16 protein-coding genes and 1 pseudogene are annotated in these 16,794 nt (G+C 62.5%); 4 read left to right on the top strand and 13 right to left on the bottom strand.

From position 1 onward, the window contains the following. Positions 1–2: 2 nt before the first annotated feature. Both NKI01_RS03275 and NKI01_RS03270 read right to left on the bottom strand, forming a co-directional pair. Positions 3–482 (bottom strand): anthrone oxygenase family protein, encoded by a 480-nt coding sequence (locus NKI01_RS03275; RefSeq protein ID WP_352480934.1) that lies wholly within the window; start codon positions 480–482, stop codon positions 3–5. Between the two features lies 1 nt (position 483). Further along, a complete protein-coding gene (locus NKI01_RS03270; RefSeq protein WP_352961847.1) occupies positions 484–1,317 on the bottom strand; it encodes a Rossmann-fold NAD(P)-binding domain-containing protein in 834 nt (277 codons plus the stop codon). 112 nt (positions 1,318–1,429) lie between these two features. Here NKI01_RS03270 and NKI01_RS03265 point away from each other — a divergent pair, with 112 nt between their 5' ends. Next, positions 1,430–2,071 (top strand): TetR/AcrR family transcriptional regulator, encoded by a 642-nt coding sequence (locus NKI01_RS03265; RefSeq protein ID WP_352480932.1) that lies wholly within the window; start codon positions 1,430–1,432, stop codon positions 2,069–2,071. 16 nt (positions 2,072–2,087) lie between these two features. Here NKI01_RS03265 and NKI01_RS03260 read toward each other — a convergent pair whose 3' ends face one another. Beyond that, positions 2,088–3,161, bottom strand: coding sequence for a helix-turn-helix domain-containing protein (locus tag NKI01_RS03260; RefSeq protein ID WP_352961844.1), 1,074 nt, complete (start codon positions 3,159–3,161; stop codon positions 2,088–2,090). A 160-nt stretch (positions 3,162–3,321) separates the two neighbouring features. On the opposite strand from NKI01_RS03260, the gene NKI01_RS03255 reads away from it, so the two are divergent. Next, positions 3,322–4,026 carry a hypothetical protein gene (locus NKI01_RS03255; protein ID WP_352961841.1) on the top strand — a complete coding sequence of 235 codons (705 nt, stop codon included), beginning with the start codon at positions 3,322–3,324 and terminating at the stop codon, positions 4,024–4,026. Between the two features lie 70 nt (positions 4,027–4,096). Here NKI01_RS03255 and rpmE read toward each other — a convergent pair whose 3' ends face one another. Continuing rightward, positions 4,097–4,318 (bottom strand): 50S ribosomal protein L31, encoded by a 222-nt coding sequence (gene rpmE, locus NKI01_RS03250; protein ID WP_006327661.1) that lies wholly within the window; start codon positions 4,316–4,318, stop codon positions 4,097–4,099. Between the two features lie 204 nt (positions 4,319–4,522). Here rpmE and NKI01_RS03245 point away from each other — a divergent pair, with 204 nt between their 5' ends. Continuing rightward, positions 4,523–6,325, top strand: a complete 1,803-nt coding sequence (locus tag NKI01_RS03245; RefSeq protein WP_352480929.1) for an ABC transporter transmembrane domain-containing protein — start codon at positions 4,523–4,525, stop codon at positions 6,323–6,325. A gap of 25 nt (positions 6,326–6,350) precedes the next feature. Here NKI01_RS03245 and NKI01_RS03240 read toward each other — a convergent pair whose 3' ends face one another. Next, a complete protein-coding gene (locus NKI01_RS03240; RefSeq protein ID WP_352494150.1) occupies positions 6,351–8,378 on the bottom strand; it encodes a DUF3857 domain-containing protein in 2,028 nt (675 codons plus the stop codon). 206 nt (positions 8,379–8,584) lie between these two features. Continuing rightward, a pseudogene (locus NKI01_RS03235) lies at positions 8,585–10,070 on the bottom strand (carboxypeptidase M32). A 184-nt stretch (positions 10,071–10,254) separates the two neighbouring features. Between NKI01_RS03235 and NKI01_RS03230 the strand changes: the two are divergent. Continuing rightward, entirely contained in the window at positions 10,255–10,605 is a 351-nt protein-coding gene (locus NKI01_RS03230; RefSeq protein WP_352480926.1) for a DUF1304 domain-containing protein, read from the top strand. Positions 10,606–10,683: 78 nt separating this feature from the next. On the opposite strand, the gene NKI01_RS03225 is transcribed toward NKI01_RS03230, so the two are convergent. The 7 genes from NKI01_RS03225 to NKI01_RS03195 form a co-directional block, all read right to left on the bottom strand. Next, positions 10,684–11,082, bottom strand: a complete 399-nt coding sequence (locus NKI01_RS03225) for a hypothetical protein (RefSeq protein ID WP_352937340.1) — start codon at positions 11,080–11,082, stop codon at positions 10,684–10,686. A 263-nt stretch (positions 11,083–11,345) separates the two neighbouring features. After that, positions 11,346–12,377 (bottom strand): peptidoglycan -binding protein, encoded by a 1,032-nt coding sequence (locus NKI01_RS03220; RefSeq protein WP_352480924.1) that lies wholly within the window; start codon positions 12,375–12,377, stop codon positions 11,346–11,348. 1 nt (position 12,378) lies between these two features. Then, positions 12,379–13,404, bottom strand: coding sequence for a MotA/TolQ/ExbB proton channel family protein (locus NKI01_RS03215; protein WP_352849185.1), 1,026 nt, complete (start codon positions 13,402–13,404; stop codon positions 12,379–12,381). Positions 13,405–13,519: 115 nt separating this feature from the next. Beyond that, positions 13,520–14,227, bottom strand: coding sequence for a PAQR family membrane homeostasis protein TrhA (gene trhA / locus NKI01_RS03210; RefSeq protein ID WP_023719627.1), 708 nt, complete (start codon positions 14,225–14,227; stop codon positions 13,520–13,522). A gap of 99 nt (positions 14,228–14,326) precedes the next feature. Continuing rightward, positions 14,327–15,127, bottom strand: a complete 801-nt coding sequence (locus NKI01_RS03205) for an inositol monophosphatase family protein (RefSeq protein WP_023719626.1) — start codon at positions 15,125–15,127, stop codon at positions 14,327–14,329. An 81-nt stretch (positions 15,128–15,208) separates the two neighbouring features. Beyond that, positions 15,209–15,775 (bottom strand): elongation factor P, encoded by a 567-nt coding sequence (efp, locus tag NKI01_RS03200; protein ID WP_023678016.1) that lies wholly within the window; start codon positions 15,773–15,775, stop codon positions 15,209–15,211. Between the two features lie 138 nt (positions 15,776–15,913). Further along, positions 15,914–16,786, bottom strand: a complete 873-nt coding sequence (locus NKI01_RS03195) for a LysR family transcriptional regulator (RefSeq protein ID WP_352480922.1) — start codon at positions 16,784–16,786, stop codon at positions 15,914–15,916. Positions 16,787–16,794: the final 8 nt, after the last annotated feature.

Here is a 16,794-nt window from a genome sequence, read left to right as displayed (position 1 = left end):
ATTCACCGCCACGCGAAGATAAAGCAGCCCAGCGCCACGATGGCGGTGATGGTGCGGACATGGTTCCACATCACCCAGTCCTTGAGATAAGTGGCCCATACCGCGGCGCCGTTGGCGCTTGCCGGATCGACGGCGGCCAGGGCGTTGTTGAGCGGCACGTTGAACATCATCGTCACGATCGGGTTGCCGACGAGATAGATCAGGGCGCCGGCGAGAAGCCAGAACGCGCCCGGCTGGCTCCAGCCGATAAGAGCGCCGGCGGCAAGCACAAGACAGACCAGCCCGGTGCCGAATAGCGCGGTCATGAATGCCGGCGTAATCACGGTGATGTTGATCGAATTCATGGCGGCGATGCCGCCTCCGGCAGGCAAGCGGGCGAGCGCCGGCATGATAAAGTTGGAGAAGGCGAAGAAAACGCCGCCGACAACGCCTGAGCCAATGGCAGCGACGAAGGTGAGGGTGGGAAGCAGTTTCATGATCATGTCAGTTCCTCCAGATGCCCGTGGCGGCGGTTTCGGTTGCGTAGGTGGAAAAGTCTTTTGGGGCGCGGCCGAGCACGCGCTGGACGCCGTCGGTCAGCGTTTCGTTGCGGCCGTCGAGCACTTCGGTGAACAGCTCGTTGAGCAGCCAGGCGAACTCGGCCGGCAACTCGTGCTCGGCTATGGCGGCGGTGAACTCGGCATGGGAAACCCGCTTGAAACGGATGTCGCGGCCTGCGGCCCTGCCGATCTCGGCGACCGCGTCGGCAAAGCTCAGCAGCCGCGGCCCGGTCAGCTCATAGAGCTCTCCGACATGTCCTTGCCGGGTTAGTACGGTAAAGGCGGCCTCCGCGATATCGTCGGCATCCACAAATGGTTCGCCCACACTGCCGACCGGCAACGCCACCTCGCCCTCCTGCAAAGATTCGACGAGGAAGCCTTCGCTGAAGTTCTGGGAAAACCAGGCGCAGCGCAGGATCGTCCAATCGGCGCCTGAAGCTTTGAGCATCTCTTCGGCGCGCTGTGCTTCCGTTTCGCCGCGCCCCGACAGCAGCACCAGCCGGCGCACACCACACTCCACGGCAAGACGAGAGAAGGCGCCGACGGTGTCGGCCGCGCCGGGCACCGCAAGATCAGGATAGTAGCTGATGTAGACGGCGCCGACACCATCAAGCGCGGGCTCCCAGGTCGTGCTATTTTCCCAGTCGAAGGGCGGCGTACCCGAGCGCGAGCCGATCTGCACCGGCAGGCCCCGCGCCGTCAGCCGCTCGGTGAGACGGCGGCCGGTCTTGCCGGTGCCGCCGAGGATCAAAGTTGGTTTCGTTACAGTAGGGTTCATGTCGATTTTCCTCAGTTTGCAAATGTGAGCAATCCTCACATTTGCCAAACGTGATAAACCCTCGTATTTTGCGAGTCAAGCCAATTTGTTGATTGTTCGCCTGGAGACAGTGATGGAAGGCTCTGCCGTATCGGATTCACAGGATGGCCAGATCGCATCGCCGCGCCGAACGCCGAGCCAGCAGCGTAGCCGCGAGCGGGTCGAGCGCATGCTGGCCGCAGCGTCGGCGCTGATCGCCGAGCAAGGCAGCGATGCGATGCGCATGGGCGAGGTGGCCGAGAGGGCTGGCGTGTCGATCGGCTCGCTCTACCAGTTCTTCCCGGACAAGCGGGCAATCATTTGGGCGCTGGCCGAACGCTACACCGCCGAAAGCCAGGCCTGCATCGCGGCGGCACTCGCCGACGTCAGTGACGCCGACGGCTTGCGCCAGGCGTTTTCGGAGCTGGTGGATATCTACTACCGGTTATTCCTGGCCGAGCCGGTGATGCGCGACATCTGGTCGGGGACACAGGCCGACAAAGCATTGCGCGAGCTTGAGCTTGCCGACAGCCGGGCCAACGCCGAATTCCTCACCACGGTGCTGAAGCGGTTGCGGCCGTCCGCCGATCCGGAAGCGCTGGAAACCACGGCATTTCTCATCTGGCAGATGGGCGAGGCCGCAATGCGGCTTGCGATTTCGGTCGACCGGCAAGAGGGTGACAGGCTGGTTGCGGCCTACAAGCGGATGGCTCTGCGAGAGTTGCTCGGCGCTTGACCGGCGCCGCGCGCATTCATTTTCCCTTGCCTGGCAAGGAGATGGCCAGCATCGTGCCCTTCGGCGGCCGATACTTCCGCCGCCACGCCTTCGGGCTCAGGCCGGTGATGCGCAGGAACTCACGGTTGAAGTTCGATTTGCTGAGGAAACCGGCGTCGAGCATGATGCGGGTGATCGGTTCGTCGGTCGCCGCGAGCAAGCGGCGGGCCTCATCGATCCTCCTGCCGTTGACGTATTGGGATACGCTCGATCCGTGGACGCGATTGACCGCCGATGACACTTGCCGTGCGGGGAGGCCGAGCCGCCTGGCGATGCGCCCGAGGTTGAGATCGACATCCTTGTAGAGATATTTCGATGTCATCAGCGCGTCGACCGCCGCCGCGACCGCGGAATCTTCGCTGGTCACCCGTGGCGTGGTTTGGGCGTGCGACACATCCTCTTCCTCTTCGTCGGAAGCAGCGGTTTCGCTGGCAACAGCGGCCGCGCTGCCGAGCAGCATCAGCGCTAGGACGTTGGCGGCGGCAATCACCGCGCCGGAATGAGTGCCACCTGTCCATTCGAGGTCGAAGCTGATGATGATGTCGGTGACCGGCGATGCAAGGATCGCCAGCGCCGTCACCAACAGCGATCGGTAGGACCGCAAGACGCCGTCGAGACGCGATTCGACAAGAACATCCGGACCGGCCAGCGCTAGCCAAAGAAGGGCGGCGCCATAGGACAGGAAAACGAGGATGATCACCGGCCCGACCGGCTCGCGCCAGAAGATCAGGAGCAGGACAACCAGGCAGGCCGGCAGCAAATGCGGCCAGAGTGATGCCAGGCGATGCGCGGACGGTTCCTTTGTCAAACCGCTGAAGGCTATCCAGGCAAGGGGTGCGATCAGTGTCGCCAGGACCGACTGGAACGGCATGATTGCCCTGACATCATAACCCCAGCGAATGCCGATCAGCACCGACTGCAAGGCATAGGCGGCGATCAGCAGCATGAAGGCGATGTTTTCACGCAGATCGGCCTCGTTTCGGCGGACCATCTGCACGAGCAGGATGACCAGCAACAGGGCAACGACGAATGGCAGGGGAATGAAGATCATGATCGCAAGCGTGGTTCCAAAGCGGGCAGCGGCCGACAATGACCCGGATTGCGTTCGCGGTCGTCCCGGATCGCGATCAAGGTCGCGGAAATCGACGTTTCAGATCATCTCGACAACGCCACGGTCCAGTCGCGACCGCCCAACATGATCGGAGACAATGATGAAATCCGCAATTCTCGTCTTGCTGCCTTTTGCCGGCGTTGCCCTGGCATCGCCGGCGACCGGTGAGGCCTCCAAGACGCTCGATCTCGTCGGGGTGAGCGCCGTCATCACCGGCGAAGCCAGTTCCGTCAAGCTCACCACTTCGTCCGCGGCACCCTACCACGCGACGATCAGCGGCCGCCGTGAAGGCTGGTTTGCGAGCTGGTATTCGAGTTGGTTCGCCAGTGACTGCCGTTCCGCCAGCGACATGAAGCTGGTGGCCTCGACGCTACGCATCGATGTTGCTCCCTCCTCGTGGCTGGATCCTTCGGACTGCGTGGTCGAGATCAACGCCAACATCCAACCCGAGAGTTCCGTGTCGATCGACCAAGCGGCGCTGCAAGCCAACATAGCGGGGAATTTCTCTACTATCGCCATCGCCGGCAAGGCCGCCGATGTTTCACTCGACGGGCATGCTTCGAGCATCGATCTCAAGGGCGAGGCGCTGAAGGTCAATCTCTTCTATGGCAGCATCCGGCAGGACGAAAACATCGCGATTGCCGGCAAGGCGCTGGATGCCACGCTGTCCTTCGGCCAGCAGGTTCCGATCAGCTATTCGGTGACAGCATTGGCGTCCTTCGTCGACAGTTCGCTTCCCAACACCGCCGGCGCCAAACCCTCGATCGTCATCAAGGGCGATTTCGTTCGCGCGACGATCCGCTGAATAAAAAACCCGCCACAAGGGCGGGTTTTTTATCTGCAGGCAGCCAATGCGGCTTGAGCGTTCTTCGACCTTACAGGCCAAAACCTTCGAAGCGCTTCTTGAACTTCGACAGGCGGCCGCCGCGGTCGAGCAGGGTCTGCTGGCCGCCGGTCCAGGCCGGATGGGTCGTCGGGTCGATATCGAGGTTCATCGTATCGCCTTCCTTGCCCCAGGTCGAACGGGTCATGTATTCGGTGCCGTCGGTCATGACGACCTTGATGGTGTGGTAGTCGGGATGGATGTCGGTCTTCATGGTTCTGTTCCTGGCTTGCCGGGTGCTGCCGACGGGCTGAAGCCTGCGTCGATGCGCCCCTTTTTAAAACTCGAAGCCGCAGCTATTGAGGAGCCACGGCTTCTAAAACGGTCGGCGAGCCTATACATCAGCCGGAATTGAATCACAAGGCCGCGGCAAGCGCATATTGATGGCGCAAACCTCAAAAGGCCAAAGGACACGGTCATGGCGAACATCAGCGGCGATGCAGACGAGCGCAGGCGCTCGCTGAGGCCGCTGCAGCGCCTGTTTCCCTACATCACCCATTACCGCAAAATGGTCATCGGCGCGATCATCTCGCTGGCCGTCGCGGCGGCGACGACGCTGGCGCTGCCACTGGCCGTGCGGCGGATGATCGATCACGGCTTTTCCGCTTCCGATTCCAGCTTCATTGCCGAATATTTCGCCATGCTGGTGGTGATGGCCGCCGTGCTGGCGGCGGCGTCTGCCAGCCGCTACTATTTCGTCATCACGCTGGGCGAGCGCGTCGTTGCCGATATCCGCCGCGATGTCTTTGCCCACGTCACGACGCTGTCGCCCTCCTTCTTCGACACGGCCCAGTCGGGCGAGATCGTCTCGCGGCTCGCCGCCGACACGACACAGGTCAAATCGGCCGTGGGTGCTACCGCCTCGGTGGCTTTGCGCAACGTCATCCTCGGCCTTGGCGCCGTGGCGATGATGGTCTTCACCAGCCCAAAACTGTCCGGCCTGGTCATCGCGGCCATTCCGTTAATCGTGCTGCCGCTGGTCGCCTTCGGCCGCTCGGTGCGGCGCAAGTCACGGCTGGCGCAGGATACTCTGGCCAATGCCACCGCCTATGCCAGCGAGCAGATCGGCGCGGTCCGCACCCTGCAGGCCTTCACCAACGAGAAGCTTGTCACCGGGTATTTTTCATCCGCCGTGGAAGCAGCGTTCGAAGCGGCGCGGGCCTCGATCTTTGCCCGCTCCTTTCTCACCTTCTTCGCCATCTTCATGATCTTTTCCTCGGTGGTGGCGGTGCTGTGGTTCGGTTCGCGCGACGTGCTCGACGGCACGCTGTCGCCAGGTACGCTTGGCCAATTCCTGCTCTATTCGGTGTTCGCTGCTGGCGCGCTCGGCGCCTTGTCGGAGGTCTGGGGCGAACTGTCCCAGGCAGCAGGCGCTGCCGAACGGCTGACCGAGATCCTGGCCGAGAAACCCGCGATCCAGGCGCCCGCCGATCCGAAGCCGCTGCCGGCAAAGGCGAGAGGCGCGATCAGCTTCGACGATGTCTCCTTCTCCTATCCGGCCCGGCCCGACCGCGCTGCCGTCCATGGCCTCAGCTTTCAGGTCAAACCCGGCGAGACGGTGGCGATCGTCGGACCATCCGGCGCCGGCAAGAGCACCGTGTTTTCGCTGCTTCTGCGCTTCTACGATCCGGAAGCCGGCAGGATCGTCATCGACGGAGTCGATCTGCGCGAGGCCGATCCGGCCGCGATCCGCGCGCGCATAGCCATCGTGCCGCAGGATGTCACCATCTTTGCCGCAAGCGCGCGCGACAATATCGGCTTTGGCCGGCCTGGCGCCAGCCAGGCCGAGATCGAGGCGGCGGCGAAAGACGCGCTTGCCGACGAGTTCATCCTGAAACTCGAAAAGGGCTATGACAGCCAGGTCGGCGAGCGCGGGGTGACGCTGTCGGGCGGCCAGCGCCAGCGCGTGGCGATCGCCCGCGCCATTTTGCGCGATGCGCCGATCCTTCTGCTCGACGAGGCGACCTCGGCACTCGATGCCGAAAGCGAGACGCTGGTGCAGACGGCGCTCGACCGGCTGATGCAGGGGCGTACCACGATCGTCATCGCCCATCGGCTGGCAACCGTGCTGAAGGCCGATCGCATCCTGGTCATGGATGGCGGCCGCATCGTCGAGGAAGGCACGCATCAGAGCCTGGTCGCCAAGGGCGGCATCTATGCGCGGCTGGCCAAGCTGCAGTTCGAAACCGGGGCGAATGCCTTCAGGGGCGCGGCCGAGTAGGTCCCCCAGCGACCGCTGGGATTCTTCAGCTACCGAAAGCTCGGCGTTTGCCGCGTCGATAGGCGATGAACAGGGGAACGCCGACAAGCAACGACAACAAAAGCATGCTGGCGACGGTCTGTCGCTGCTCCTTTGCCGGATCGCTGAGCTGCACATCGGCAGGCGGCTCTTCATAGGTAAAATCGTACTGCCACCGGATTTCGTCCGCGACGTCATCGACGGTTTTCAGATAGTCGGCAATCGCCTTGGCCGGCACTTCAGTTGCCAGGCTCTGAAAGTTCCATTCGACTTGAAATTCGGTGGGCGTGTTGGACCAGGACGCCTTGAGAGACAGATAGGGCGTCACGACGTTTTTCATCGACTCGCCGGAAAACCTCGCCTTGAGGTTGCGCACCGTTATCTTGTGACGCCGGTAGAACTGGGGGCCGATGGAGACTGGCCCGGTTCGGTCGACGATTGTCGGGGTTGGAAGAGAGTTGTTGCCGAGATCGGCCGCGCGGATCGGGAAATTCTTTGCCAGATCGTTGGCCGCCAGCGCCTCTGCCGGCAAGCGATAACTTTCCTTCACGCTCACTATGTTGTCGTCGCGGCGATCCACGATTTCCGGCTTGGCGACGGTTTGGATGCCCGGATATTGCTTGTTGTAGTATTTCAGGTAGGCGTCCGACACCTCGCTCAGCGACCGGCTGGCCAAATTGCCGCGCATCCAATCGGCATCGGCGTCCTGATATGTCGAGAAGACCGTCAGCACGAGGGGATCGCCCGGTTTCCGCGGAAAATCGAAGTCCTCGGCGATCTGGATCGATGGGCTGGTAAGCACAGGACTCGGCATCTTCTCCAATCCGCCGGTGCTGGAAAGCGGCAGCGCGAAGCCGTAGTCCGACTGTGCGAGATTGGGCGCCTTGCCGCCCTGAAGATAGTCGGTAGCATCCAGCCAATATGTCTTTGTTCCGATCCTCGCCTTGACGATGGCATGGTCGAAATCGCGAAGCGCCGGCAGATGCTGGTCCAGGGCCCGCCCTTCGTCGAGATCGGCCAGGGCAACCTCGGCAGCAATGCCAAGCCGCACAAGCGAAGAAACCAGCAGCAGTGCCTTGTCCTTGCAGTCACCAAACCCGCTCAGGATGACGGTCGCGGGATCACGCGGAATGTAGGAACCGGCACCCATCGACAGGCTTACATAGCGGATCTGGTCCTGCACCAACCGCATTGCCTCGACCATCCGGTCTTCGGGCACTGGATGCCGCAGTGCGATGTCGTCGAGCTTTGCGGCAAAAGCCGAGGGAAAAACGGTCGCTGGCTTGTAATAGGGCGCAACAGCATCGACCACACTTTGCCAATTCGCGGTCGATGCGACATCGATAGAGCCCCAGCCTGGATATGTCACGGGCAGGTTGTCCTCGACATTGACCGGTTTCGGGTTTGGAATTTCCCACAGATAGGTCGTGTCCGGCCCTGTCGACGAGATCGAAGGCTTGAGTTGGGTCCCCCTTGTCTTGGTCTCGAGCGGCTGGCCCGAAGGCCAAATGATGCTCGTGCGGATAAGCGCTACCGGCTCTTCCCATTCGGTGGAGAAATTCTTGAAGAAGAGATCCTTGCCAACGAGCGGCGTTATCTCATAGGTCGATCCGTAATCAACGATGTCGCCGGCGCGCACGTCATCGATGTTGACATGTGCTGTCAGCCAGCCGTCGAAGACGCCTTTCTCGGCATCTCTTTCCCTGCGGAAGATGTCGAATTCGACGTCTTCCAGCCGGTCCAAAACGGCGCCGTCGCGGATGATGTGAAGATGGTTGAGCGTGACCTTGTGCCGGGACGGATCGAATTGCAGATCGATACTCGCGCCCCGATCCAGCCCGGGACGGTCAACGATTTTATAGACTGTGCGCGAGTACTCGACATAGCCGCCGGCGCGATGCTTGATCTGGTCGTCCGAGAGCAGCCATGAAACACCATTCTTGATTTGATCCGATCGGGTGGGATCGGCAGCCGGAATATCAACCTGCATTACCCAGCTTTCCGCGGGGCCCTTGAGAACCATGTCGTCGGACATGGCCGGAGAACTCAGGCCGATCAACAAGATGAAAAATACCAAGCGGGGCCAGAAAGACTTCATCCTACGAAAACTGTAACAGGCAGACATCTACGCTCGCCCAACTTGGAAGAACTCCTTTTTCAGAGGCTTTCCTTCCAAAGTAAAGGCCAGTTTCGCGGATTTCTGCAGTCACCGCAGCAAGAACCAGGAACAGACGAAGCGACTCAGTTACCGTACCGCTTCTTCAGGTGATCGGTGAAATGCACGGCATTGAGCTTTTCGCCCGTGGCGCGTTCGAGCAGTTCCGGCGTCGACCAGCGCGAGCCTTGCGACCAGATCCTTTTGCGGCGCCAGTCGTTGATCGCGGCGAAATCTCCCTTGGCGAGGTCTTCGTCGGCTGAAGGATGATCTCTGGTCAGCGCCGCCCATTGCTGCGCCGCCATCATGGCGCCCAGCGTGTAGGAGGGGAAATAGCCGAAGGCGGCACCCGGCCAGTGGACGTCCTGCATCGGACCATCAGCCGGATTGTCTGATGTCGACAGGCCGAGATAATCGCGCATCTTGGCATCCCAGGCCTCGGGCAGGTCGGCTGCTTCCAGCCGCCCCGAGACAAGCTCCTGCTCCAGCTCGTAGCGCAGGATGAACATGCAGCGGGTAGGTGACCTCGTCGGCATCGACGCGAATCAGACCGCGCTCGACCCGGTGCACATGCGGCAGGATGTCGTCGATCGTCCAGCTCTCACCAAGGTGTCTTTCGACCACCGGCAGTGCCCAGCGCCAGAATTCTGGATTGCGGCCGATCTGCTTTTCGACGAACAGGCTCTGGCTTTCATGCACCGCCATGCCGCGCGCTCTGCCGAGTGGCCAGTGCGCCCACGCCTTCGGCAGGTTCTGCTCGTACAGCGCATGGCCGGTCTCGTGCAGCACGCCCATCAGCGCCGACAGGAAATCCGAGGTCTTGTAGCGGGTGGTTATGCGCACGTCGCTCGGCACACCGCCGCAGAAGGGATGGTGCGAAACCGACAGCGAGCCGTGGGTGAGGTCGAAGCCGACTGCGGCCATCATGGCGAGGCCGAGCTCGCGCTGCTTGTCCAAGGGGTAGCTGCCGGAAAGCGGCTTCAGCGGATGTTTCGCCAGCCGCTCCTCCTGCACGGCAAGTGCCTCCGGTACGAAGCCTTTCAAGAAAGTCTTCAACTCAGCAAATAAAGGCGTGATGTCGGCGGTGCGATTGCCCGGGTCATATTGCTCCATCAGCGCGTCATAAGGCTCGAGCCCGAGCACCTCGGCGCGAAATGTCGCCTCCTCGCGCACCAGCGCCACGACGCCTTCGAGCGCCGGCAGGAAGCCGGCCCAGTCGTTCTTGGCGCGCAGGTCGCGCCAGAGTTGCTCGGAGCGCATGCGCACAGTCGTCTGGCGCTCGACGAACTCGACCGGCAGGCAGGTCAGGTTGGTGTATTGCCGGCGGAACTCCCTGACCGCGGCCTGCTGCTCTTCGTTCAACGCCTCCTGCTCGGCCGCCGCGATCCAATCGGCAATCTCCGGCGCAGTCGCCTGGGCGTGGTGCATGCCGGCAAGCGCCGACATTGCCTCTGCGCGCTTCTCGCCGCCGCCGACCGCCATATGGGTCGCCTCGTCGGCGCCGAGAATGGCGAGGGCATGTTCCAGCGCTTCGAGCTTGTGGCCGAGGTCGTCGAGATTTTGAAAGGACATGGTGGGTTCCGCTGATTTGACGGCGGGAAAAGATACCAATGGAAAAGTGTTGGCAACCCCTGAAAACCGTCTGCGACCGATGCATCGACTGCCGGCCGCAACGGCCGAAAGGCATCTTGCGGAAGCGGTGGCGTGCGTGATCAATGTCGTCGGCGGCGGCAGACCGCAATGGGGGAGACGAGATATGATCGCCAATGTGCTGGTCGGGCTGGTGGCCGTGATCCACCTCTGCATCGTCTATCTGGAGACGGTGCTGTGGGACACGCCGCGCGGCCACATGGTATTCAAGCTGACGCCGGAATTCGCCAGTGCCTCGAAAGTGCTTGCGGCCAATCAGGGACTTTACAACGGTTTTCTCGCAGCTGGGCTGATCTGGGGGCTTTACCTCGGCGAAGCCGGTTTCCAGTTCAAAGTCTTCTTCCTGCTCTGCGTCGCCGTCGCCGGTCTCTACGGCGCGGCGACGGTGGGCCGTAAAATCCTGTTCATCCAGACAGTGCCGGCAATGCTGGCGCTGATTGCGCTGGCGTTGGGCTAGCGCATGATCCCTGAACCGAAACTGGAAAAGGATCATACGCAAAATCAATTGCCACAGCGCCGGGCGCTGCGGCCGATCTCAGCCGCCTGGATAGTTTGGGCCGTAGCCGTTAGGATAGTATCCGCCATCGCCGCCGTTACCGATGAGGAAGGCACTGCCGGTATCAGCGCGTAGCTTTTGGCTGACATCGTCGAGCTGCGCCAGCAACTGCTGATATTGCGTGCTCGGCATCGTTCCATCGCGCGCGGCCCTCTGGGCGGCCCGATCGAGTTGAGCGACCTGCGTGCGCAAGTCACGCGCCTCGCCCGGCTCGAGCTTGTTCGCCCGGATGGCGCCCTGGATACCCGTCTCCACGCTCTGGATCTGATTGATCAAGGCCGTCTCACGCGGGCCGGCGTAAGCGCCAGCAAACGGAACGGCGAGGAGAAGTGTGGCGAGCGTAGCAGTCCTGAGGTTCCTGGGAGCGAAGAAGCGCATGGTTGCGTCTCCTTAACTGGGGAAGGCGATGGTTGGGTTTTCCTGCCTTCCGGCCGCGGGCCGTCAGGTTCCGTCGCGTCGCGATGAGCGGTTCCACCGCCGGCGGTTCTCGGCCCATGACCAAGGCTAAAAGGCGGTGGCGGCAAAGTGTAATTAAAAAAAGGTAATTTCTTCAGCTCTTGCCGCTGCCGCATCAGTGCCCTAGATGCCGCCGACTTGAGCCGGCTCGATCCGGTGCATGTAACGAACCGAAGGTTTGCAGATCACCGCTCGGTCAGCTTCAGCTCGATGCGGCGGTTCTTGTTGCGCGCCTCTTCGGTATCGGCGGGGTCGAGCGGCTGGAATTCGCCGAAGCCGGCCGCGACCAGCCGGTTGGCCGGCACGCCGTTCTCGATCAGGAACTTGACCACCGATGTCGAGCGCGCCGTCGACAATTCCCAATTGTCGCGGTAGCGGCCGGTGCCGGAGAGCGGCTTGTTGTCGGTGTGGCCGTCGACGCGCAGCACCCAGTTGATCTCCGGCGGGATCTCCTTCTGCAATTCGATGATGGCATCGGCGAGCTTCTTCATTTCGACCTTGCCGGCATCGTTGATCACTTCGGAGCCGGTCGGGAAAAGCACTTCCGACTGGAAGACGAAGCGGTCGCCGACGATGCGGATGTTCTCGCGGTCGGCGAGAATTTCACGTAAGCGGCCGAAGAAATCGGAGCGGTAGCGGTTCAGTTCCTGCACGCGTTGCGCCAGCGCGACGTTGAGGCGGCGGCCGAGATCGGCAATCTTGGTGTTGGACTCGCGATCGCGCGTTTCGGACACGTTGAGCGCTTCTTCGAGCGCTCCGATTTGCCTGCGTAGCGCCGCGATCTGCTGGTTGAGGATTTCAACCTGGCTCAGTGCCTGTTGACTGATCTGGCGCTGGCTGTCGAGCTCGCCGGAAAGTGCCGTTGCGCGCTGGTTGGCGGCGTCGCCGGCGCCAGCGCCTTGCGCCAGCAATTGTTCGAGCCGGCTCTTTTCCGCCTCCGATGCAGACAGCGAGGCCTGCAAATTGGCAAGGGTGTCCTCCTTGTCCTGCGTCGTCGAGCGCTCCAGCGCCAGGAGCTGGGTCAACTCATTGATCTGGGAGTTGAGGCGGTTGAGCACCGTGTCCTTGCCGGAGATCTCGCGGCCGAGCAGGAACTGCGCCAGCACGAAAACCGTGAGCAGGAACATGATCGCCAACAGCAGCGTCGACAGCGCATCGACGAAGCCCGGCCAGTAATCGATGCGGCGGTCGGAGCGCCGGCCTCGTGCCAACGCCACGTCAATGCACTCCAGGTTTCTTCAAGGCGTCGGCGATCTTCTCCAGGGTGTTGCGCATCGCCTTCTGCTCGTCGGACTGGGCCTCGACCCAGTCGCGCATGATCTGCTGTTCCGAGCGCATGTTCTTGACCAGGCCAGAAATGCCGTCGGCGAGATTGGCCATGGCGGTGGCGACGCGCGGATTGGCGCCGCCGCCATTCTCCTGCAGGGTGCGCAGCTTTTCCGACAACAGACGGATTTCATCGGAGGGTTCGCTCTTGGCCGCGTCGGCAACGACGATGTCGGAGGACAGGTCGGTGACCGAGGACAGCCAGTTCTCGAGCTCGGTATAGAAGCGCGTCTGGGCGCGGCCGGCCTGCAGGTCGAGGAAGCCGAGCACCAGCGAGCCGGACAGGCCGAACAGAGACGACGAGAAAGCGGTGCCCATGCCGGCCAAAGGGGCGGAAAGCCCCTGCTTCAGGGATTCGAGCACGGCCGCTGCGTCGCCGGTGCCGGGATCGAGCGACTCGATGGTTTCGCGGATCGAGCCGATCGTGTTGAGCAGGCCCCAGAAGGTGCCGAGCAGGCCGAGGAACACCAGCAGCCCGACAAGGTAGCGCGAGGTGTCGCGGCTTTCGTCGAGGCGGGTGGCGATCGAATCCAGCATGGTGCGCATCGAACTGGTCGAGAAGGCAATCGTCGAGGAGCGGCCGATCATCGCCTTCATCGGCGCCAGCAGCACGGGTTCGGTGGTTTCGGAACCGGCGCGGAACGAATTGACCCAGCGCACCTCGCGGAACAACCGGCCGACCTGGACGAAGGCCAGCAGGATGCCGACCGCCAGCACGCCGATGATCAGGCCGTTGAGGCCGGGATTGGTGACGAAGGCGGTCGAGATCTGGCGGGTCAGGATGGCGGCGATAAAGGCCACGATGAACAGAAAGATCACCATGGTCAGCAGAAAGACCTGCGGGCTCGACAATTTGTGCGGGTCGTAGATCAGAACGTCGGAGCGCCTGCCCATGCCGAAGGATCTGAGTAAAGTCATCCGTGCCCCGTTTCCGATGCCATCGCCGCCGATCACATTGTGTTTGCGACTCTAAACGGAATTGTGACGAAATTGAATGGCGCTTGGCAATATTGCCACTGTCCGCGACCGGAGGTCAAAGCCGGTTGATGACCAGGCAGTCGACCATGGCGGCCAGATGCAGGCCGGCGCCGGTGACGACAAAGCCGTGCCACAGCGCATTGTGGAAGCGCAGGCCTTTCCAGGCGAAGAAGATCACGCCACAGGAATAGACGATGCCGCCGGCAACGATGAGGGCGATCGATGTCGCCGGCAGCGTCCGTAGGAGCGGCTCCACCAGAACGATGCCGCTCCAGCCGATGGCGAGATAGAACACGATTGCCAGCCGGTCGAAACGGCCGGGGAGAAAGACCTTGATGGCGATGCCGACCGTCGCGGCGATCCAGACCAGGACGATCATCGAAACAGCCAGCGGCGAGCCGCCGAGCTGGGCAAGGAACGGCGTGTAGGTCGCAGCGATCAGCAGGTAGATCGCCGCATGGTCGAAGCGCCGCAATATCCATTTCGCCGGCGACGATACCGGCCACAGATTATAGGCCAGCGAAACCGACAGCACGGTGAGCAGCGAGACCACATAGAAGGCGGCGGCGACATATTCGCCGGGGCCGGTTCGATAGGCGGCCAGTGCCAGCAACGTCGAGCCGGCAGCGATCGCCAGCACGATGCCCACGGCGTGGACGATACCGTCGGCGATGATCTCGGCGCGCGAGTAATGCCAGCGCCCCATGAAGGGGATGTCGAGCTGGGATAATTCGCTCTGGGATGTGGGCCGGCTGTTCGTCATCGATGATCCTGCGTCGCCTTATCTGGGCGGCCGCGGGACAGTATTTCAAGCTTTGGTTGCGGTTTTGCGACTGCGGCGCTTCAGCGCGGCGCGACTACATCAGCGCGCTGGGAGCGGCTTCTTCACCGTCTTCAACAGCGCGCGTTGCATGAGTTCGTTGCCGGCAACGACCGAACCGGCGGTCAGCATGTCCTGGCCGCCGGCAAAATCGGAGACGAAGCCGCCCGCCTCGCGGATCAGCAACATGCCGGCGGCAATATCCCAGGCCGACAGGCCGATTTCCCAAAAACCGTCCATGCGGCCGGCGGCGACGTAGGCGAGATCGAGCGAGGCGGAGCCGAGGCTGCGCACGCCCGAGACCTCGGCCATGACATTGCGCAACTCGACAAGGAAATTGCCGTGCTGGCCACGCCCGAGATGCGGCACGCCGCAGCCGATCACCGCATCGACCAGCTTGGTGCGGCCGGCGACGCGCAACCGTCGATCGTTCATGAAGGCGCCGCCGCCACGCTCGGCGGTGTAGAGCTCGTCCATCGCCGGATTGTAGATGACGCCGGCGACGATCTGGCCTTGGCGCTCCAGCGCGATCGAGATCGCGAACAGCGGGATGCCGTGCAGGAAATTGGTGGTGCCGTCGAGCGGATCGACGATCCAGCGGTGCTGGCCGTCGTCGCCCTCGATCACGCCGCGTTCCTCCATCAGGAAGGCGTAGCCGGGCCGCGCCTTGGACAGTTCGGCAAAGACGATGTCTTCGGCCTTGCGGTCGGCCTGGCTGACATAGTCGCCCGGCCCCTTCATCGAGACCTGCAGGTTCTGCACTTCGCCGAAGTCGCGCGACAGCGAGCGGCCGGCCTTCATTGCGGCCTGGACCATGACATTGAGGATCGCGGAACGCGCCATTGCTCTTCTTCCTGTCGCTGCGCCTATCTGCTTTGACGCGTGATCCTATCCAAAAAGTCTGCCACTTTTCGGGATCACGCCTTAGTCGGCGCGGCGTACGTAAGTGATTTCGTTGGTATCGACGATGATACGCTCGCCCGAGCCGATGAACGGCGGCACCAGCACACGGATGCCGTTTTCGAGTATCGCCGGCTTGTAGGACGAGGCTGCCGTCTGGCCCCTCACCACCGGGTCGGCCTCGGTGATGGTCAGCGTCACCTGGTCGGGCAGCGAAATGCCGATCGGCCTTTCGTCATAGAGCTGGACCGTCACCATCATGCCGTCCTGCAGGAAGGCGGCGCGATCGCCGACGAACTCCTTTTGCAATTCGAGCTGCTCGTAGCTTTCGGTGTCCATGAACACCAGCGCGTCGCCCTGCTCGTAGAGGAAGGAAAAATCCTTCAGATCGAGCCGGATCTGCTCGACCGTCTCGGCCGAACGGAAGCGCTCGTTGAGCTTGGTGCCGTTGATCAGGTTCTTGAGTTCGACCTGGTTGTAGGCGCCGCCCTTGCCGGGCTTGACGGTGTTGGTCCTGACCGCCACCCAAAGGCCGCCATCATGCTCGATGACGTTGCCGGGACGGATTTCGTTGCCATTGATCTTGGCCATGGTGAGGTGATCCGGAAATGAGATGATCGCCGCAAAGGGCAATTTGGCGCCTCCAAGACCACAAATCGCTAGCAGAGGCAAGGAGCGCCTTCCGATGAAGCGGGAACGAAGCTCGCCCGGCAGCGCGGCGCGGCAGCCTCAGTCCGTCCTGACGATGGCGGTTACGGCCGCGCTCATGGCGTCGGCTACCTCTGTTAAAAGATGCAGGTGCGGCGAACGCAAGACGACAATTCGCAGCGACAGCTCGAGGCCGGGAGCGTCGACCAGGGCAATGCCCTCCGGCAGCTTTTCCTGCAGCAGCCGCTTGGGCAGCAGGCCAAGGCCTTGGCCTCGACGAACCCAGTCGATCTGGAGCGCGCTGTCCTGAATCTCGGCGCCGACCATCAACCTGTGGCCGCCCTCGGCAAGGGCAGCCGCCAGCCGCCGGCGCGCGTCGCAAGGTTCAGGACTGAGAACCCAGGGCATGGTCTTGACGTCGGCTTGCCGGCCGGTGTTTTCGGCGGCGATGATGGCGAGGGGCTCGGTTCCGACAACGCCGTCGCCAGTTTTGGAATTGCCGCCGTCCAGGATGAAGGCGAGGTCGAGCTGTCCGCGCTTGTGCTGGTCGGCCAGCTCAAGGCTCCAACCGCTCTTCAGACGCAGCGAAACCTTCGGAAACCGCGCCACGGCATCAGCAATGGCGGCGGCCACGGCTTTGTCGCAAAGTCCATGGGCGAGGCCGAGCCGCAGCAGACCCTCCGGCTCGTTGCCCCTGGCGAATGATCGCAGCGCGTCGACGGCGGCGAGAATGTCCTTGCCGCGTGCCAGCACCTCTACGCCGGCCGGGGTCAGTCGCGACGGCTTTAGCCGGCGGTCGAGCAATTCCGTGCCGAGCATCTCCTCCAGCCGCTGGATCTGGCGGGTGACGGCCGGCTGCGTCAACGGCAGGCGTCGAGCCACCTTCTGAATCGAACCCTCCTCGGCAAAGAGGGCCAGTGTTTTCAGTTCTTCGAGCACGAGACACCTGAACATGTCAGAGA

The sequence above is a fragment of the Mesorhizobium sp. M0815 genome, assembly GCF_040319995.1.
Lineage (GTDB): Bacteria > Pseudomonadota > Alphaproteobacteria > Rhizobiales > Rhizobiaceae > Mesorhizobium.
This window is presented reverse-complemented; position numbering and strand designations above follow the sequence as displayed.

Bases quoted from the DNA above. Each gene is read 5' to 3' on its own strand.
- NKI01_RS03270 (WP_352961847.1), bottom strand. From the start codon at position 1,317: ATGAACCCTACTGTAACGAAACCAACTTTGATCCTCGGCGGCACCGGC.
- NKI01_RS03275 (WP_352480934.1), bottom strand. From the start codon at position 482: ATGATCATGAAACTGCTTCCCACCCTCACCTTCGTCGCTGCCATTGGC.
- NKI01_RS03255 (WP_352961841.1), top strand. From the start codon at position 3,322: ATGAAATCCGCAATTCTCGTCTTGCTGCCTTTTGCCGGCGTTGCCCTG.
- NKI01_RS03215 (WP_352849185.1), bottom strand. From the start codon at position 13,404: ATGACTTTACTCAGATCCTTCGGCATGGGCAGGCGCTCCGACGTTCTG.
- NKI01_RS03225 (WP_352937340.1), bottom strand. From the start codon at position 11,082: ATGCGCTTCTTCGCTCCCAGGAACCTCAGGACTGCTACGCTCGCCACA.
- rpmE (WP_006327661.1), bottom strand. From the start codon at position 4,318: ATGAAGACCGACATCCATCCCGACTACCACACCATCAAGGTCGTCATG.
- NKI01_RS03240 (WP_352494150.1), bottom strand. From the start codon at position 8,378: ATGTCCGACGACATGGTTCTCAAGGGCCCCGCGGAAAGCTGGGTAATG.
- NKI01_RS03245 (WP_352480929.1), top strand. From the start codon at position 4,523: ATGGCGAACATCAGCGGCGATGCAGACGAGCGCAGGCGCTCGCTGAGG.
- NKI01_RS03195 (WP_352480922.1), bottom strand. From the start codon at position 16,786: ATGTTCAGGTGTCTCGTGCTCGAAGAACTGAAAACACTGGCCCTCTTT.
- trhA (WP_023719627.1), bottom strand. From the start codon at position 14,227: ATGACGAACAGCCGGCCCACATCCCAGAGCGAATTATCCCAGCTCGAC.
- NKI01_RS03230 (WP_352480926.1), top strand. From the start codon at position 10,255: ATGATCGCCAATGTGCTGGTCGGGCTGGTGGCCGTGATCCACCTCTGC.
- efp (WP_023678016.1), bottom strand. From the start codon at position 15,775: ATGGCCAAGATCAATGGCAACGAAATCCGTCCCGGCAACGTCATCGAG.
- NKI01_RS03260 (WP_352961844.1), bottom strand. From the start codon at position 3,161: ATGATCTTCATTCCCCTGCCATTCGTCGTTGCCCTGTTGCTGGTCATC.
- NKI01_RS03205 (WP_023719626.1), bottom strand. From the start codon at position 15,127: ATGGCGCGTTCCGCGATCCTCAATGTCATGGTCCAGGCCGCAATGAAG.
- NKI01_RS03265 (WP_352480932.1), top strand. From the start codon at position 1,430: ATGGAAGGCTCTGCCGTATCGGATTCACAGGATGGCCAGATCGCATCG.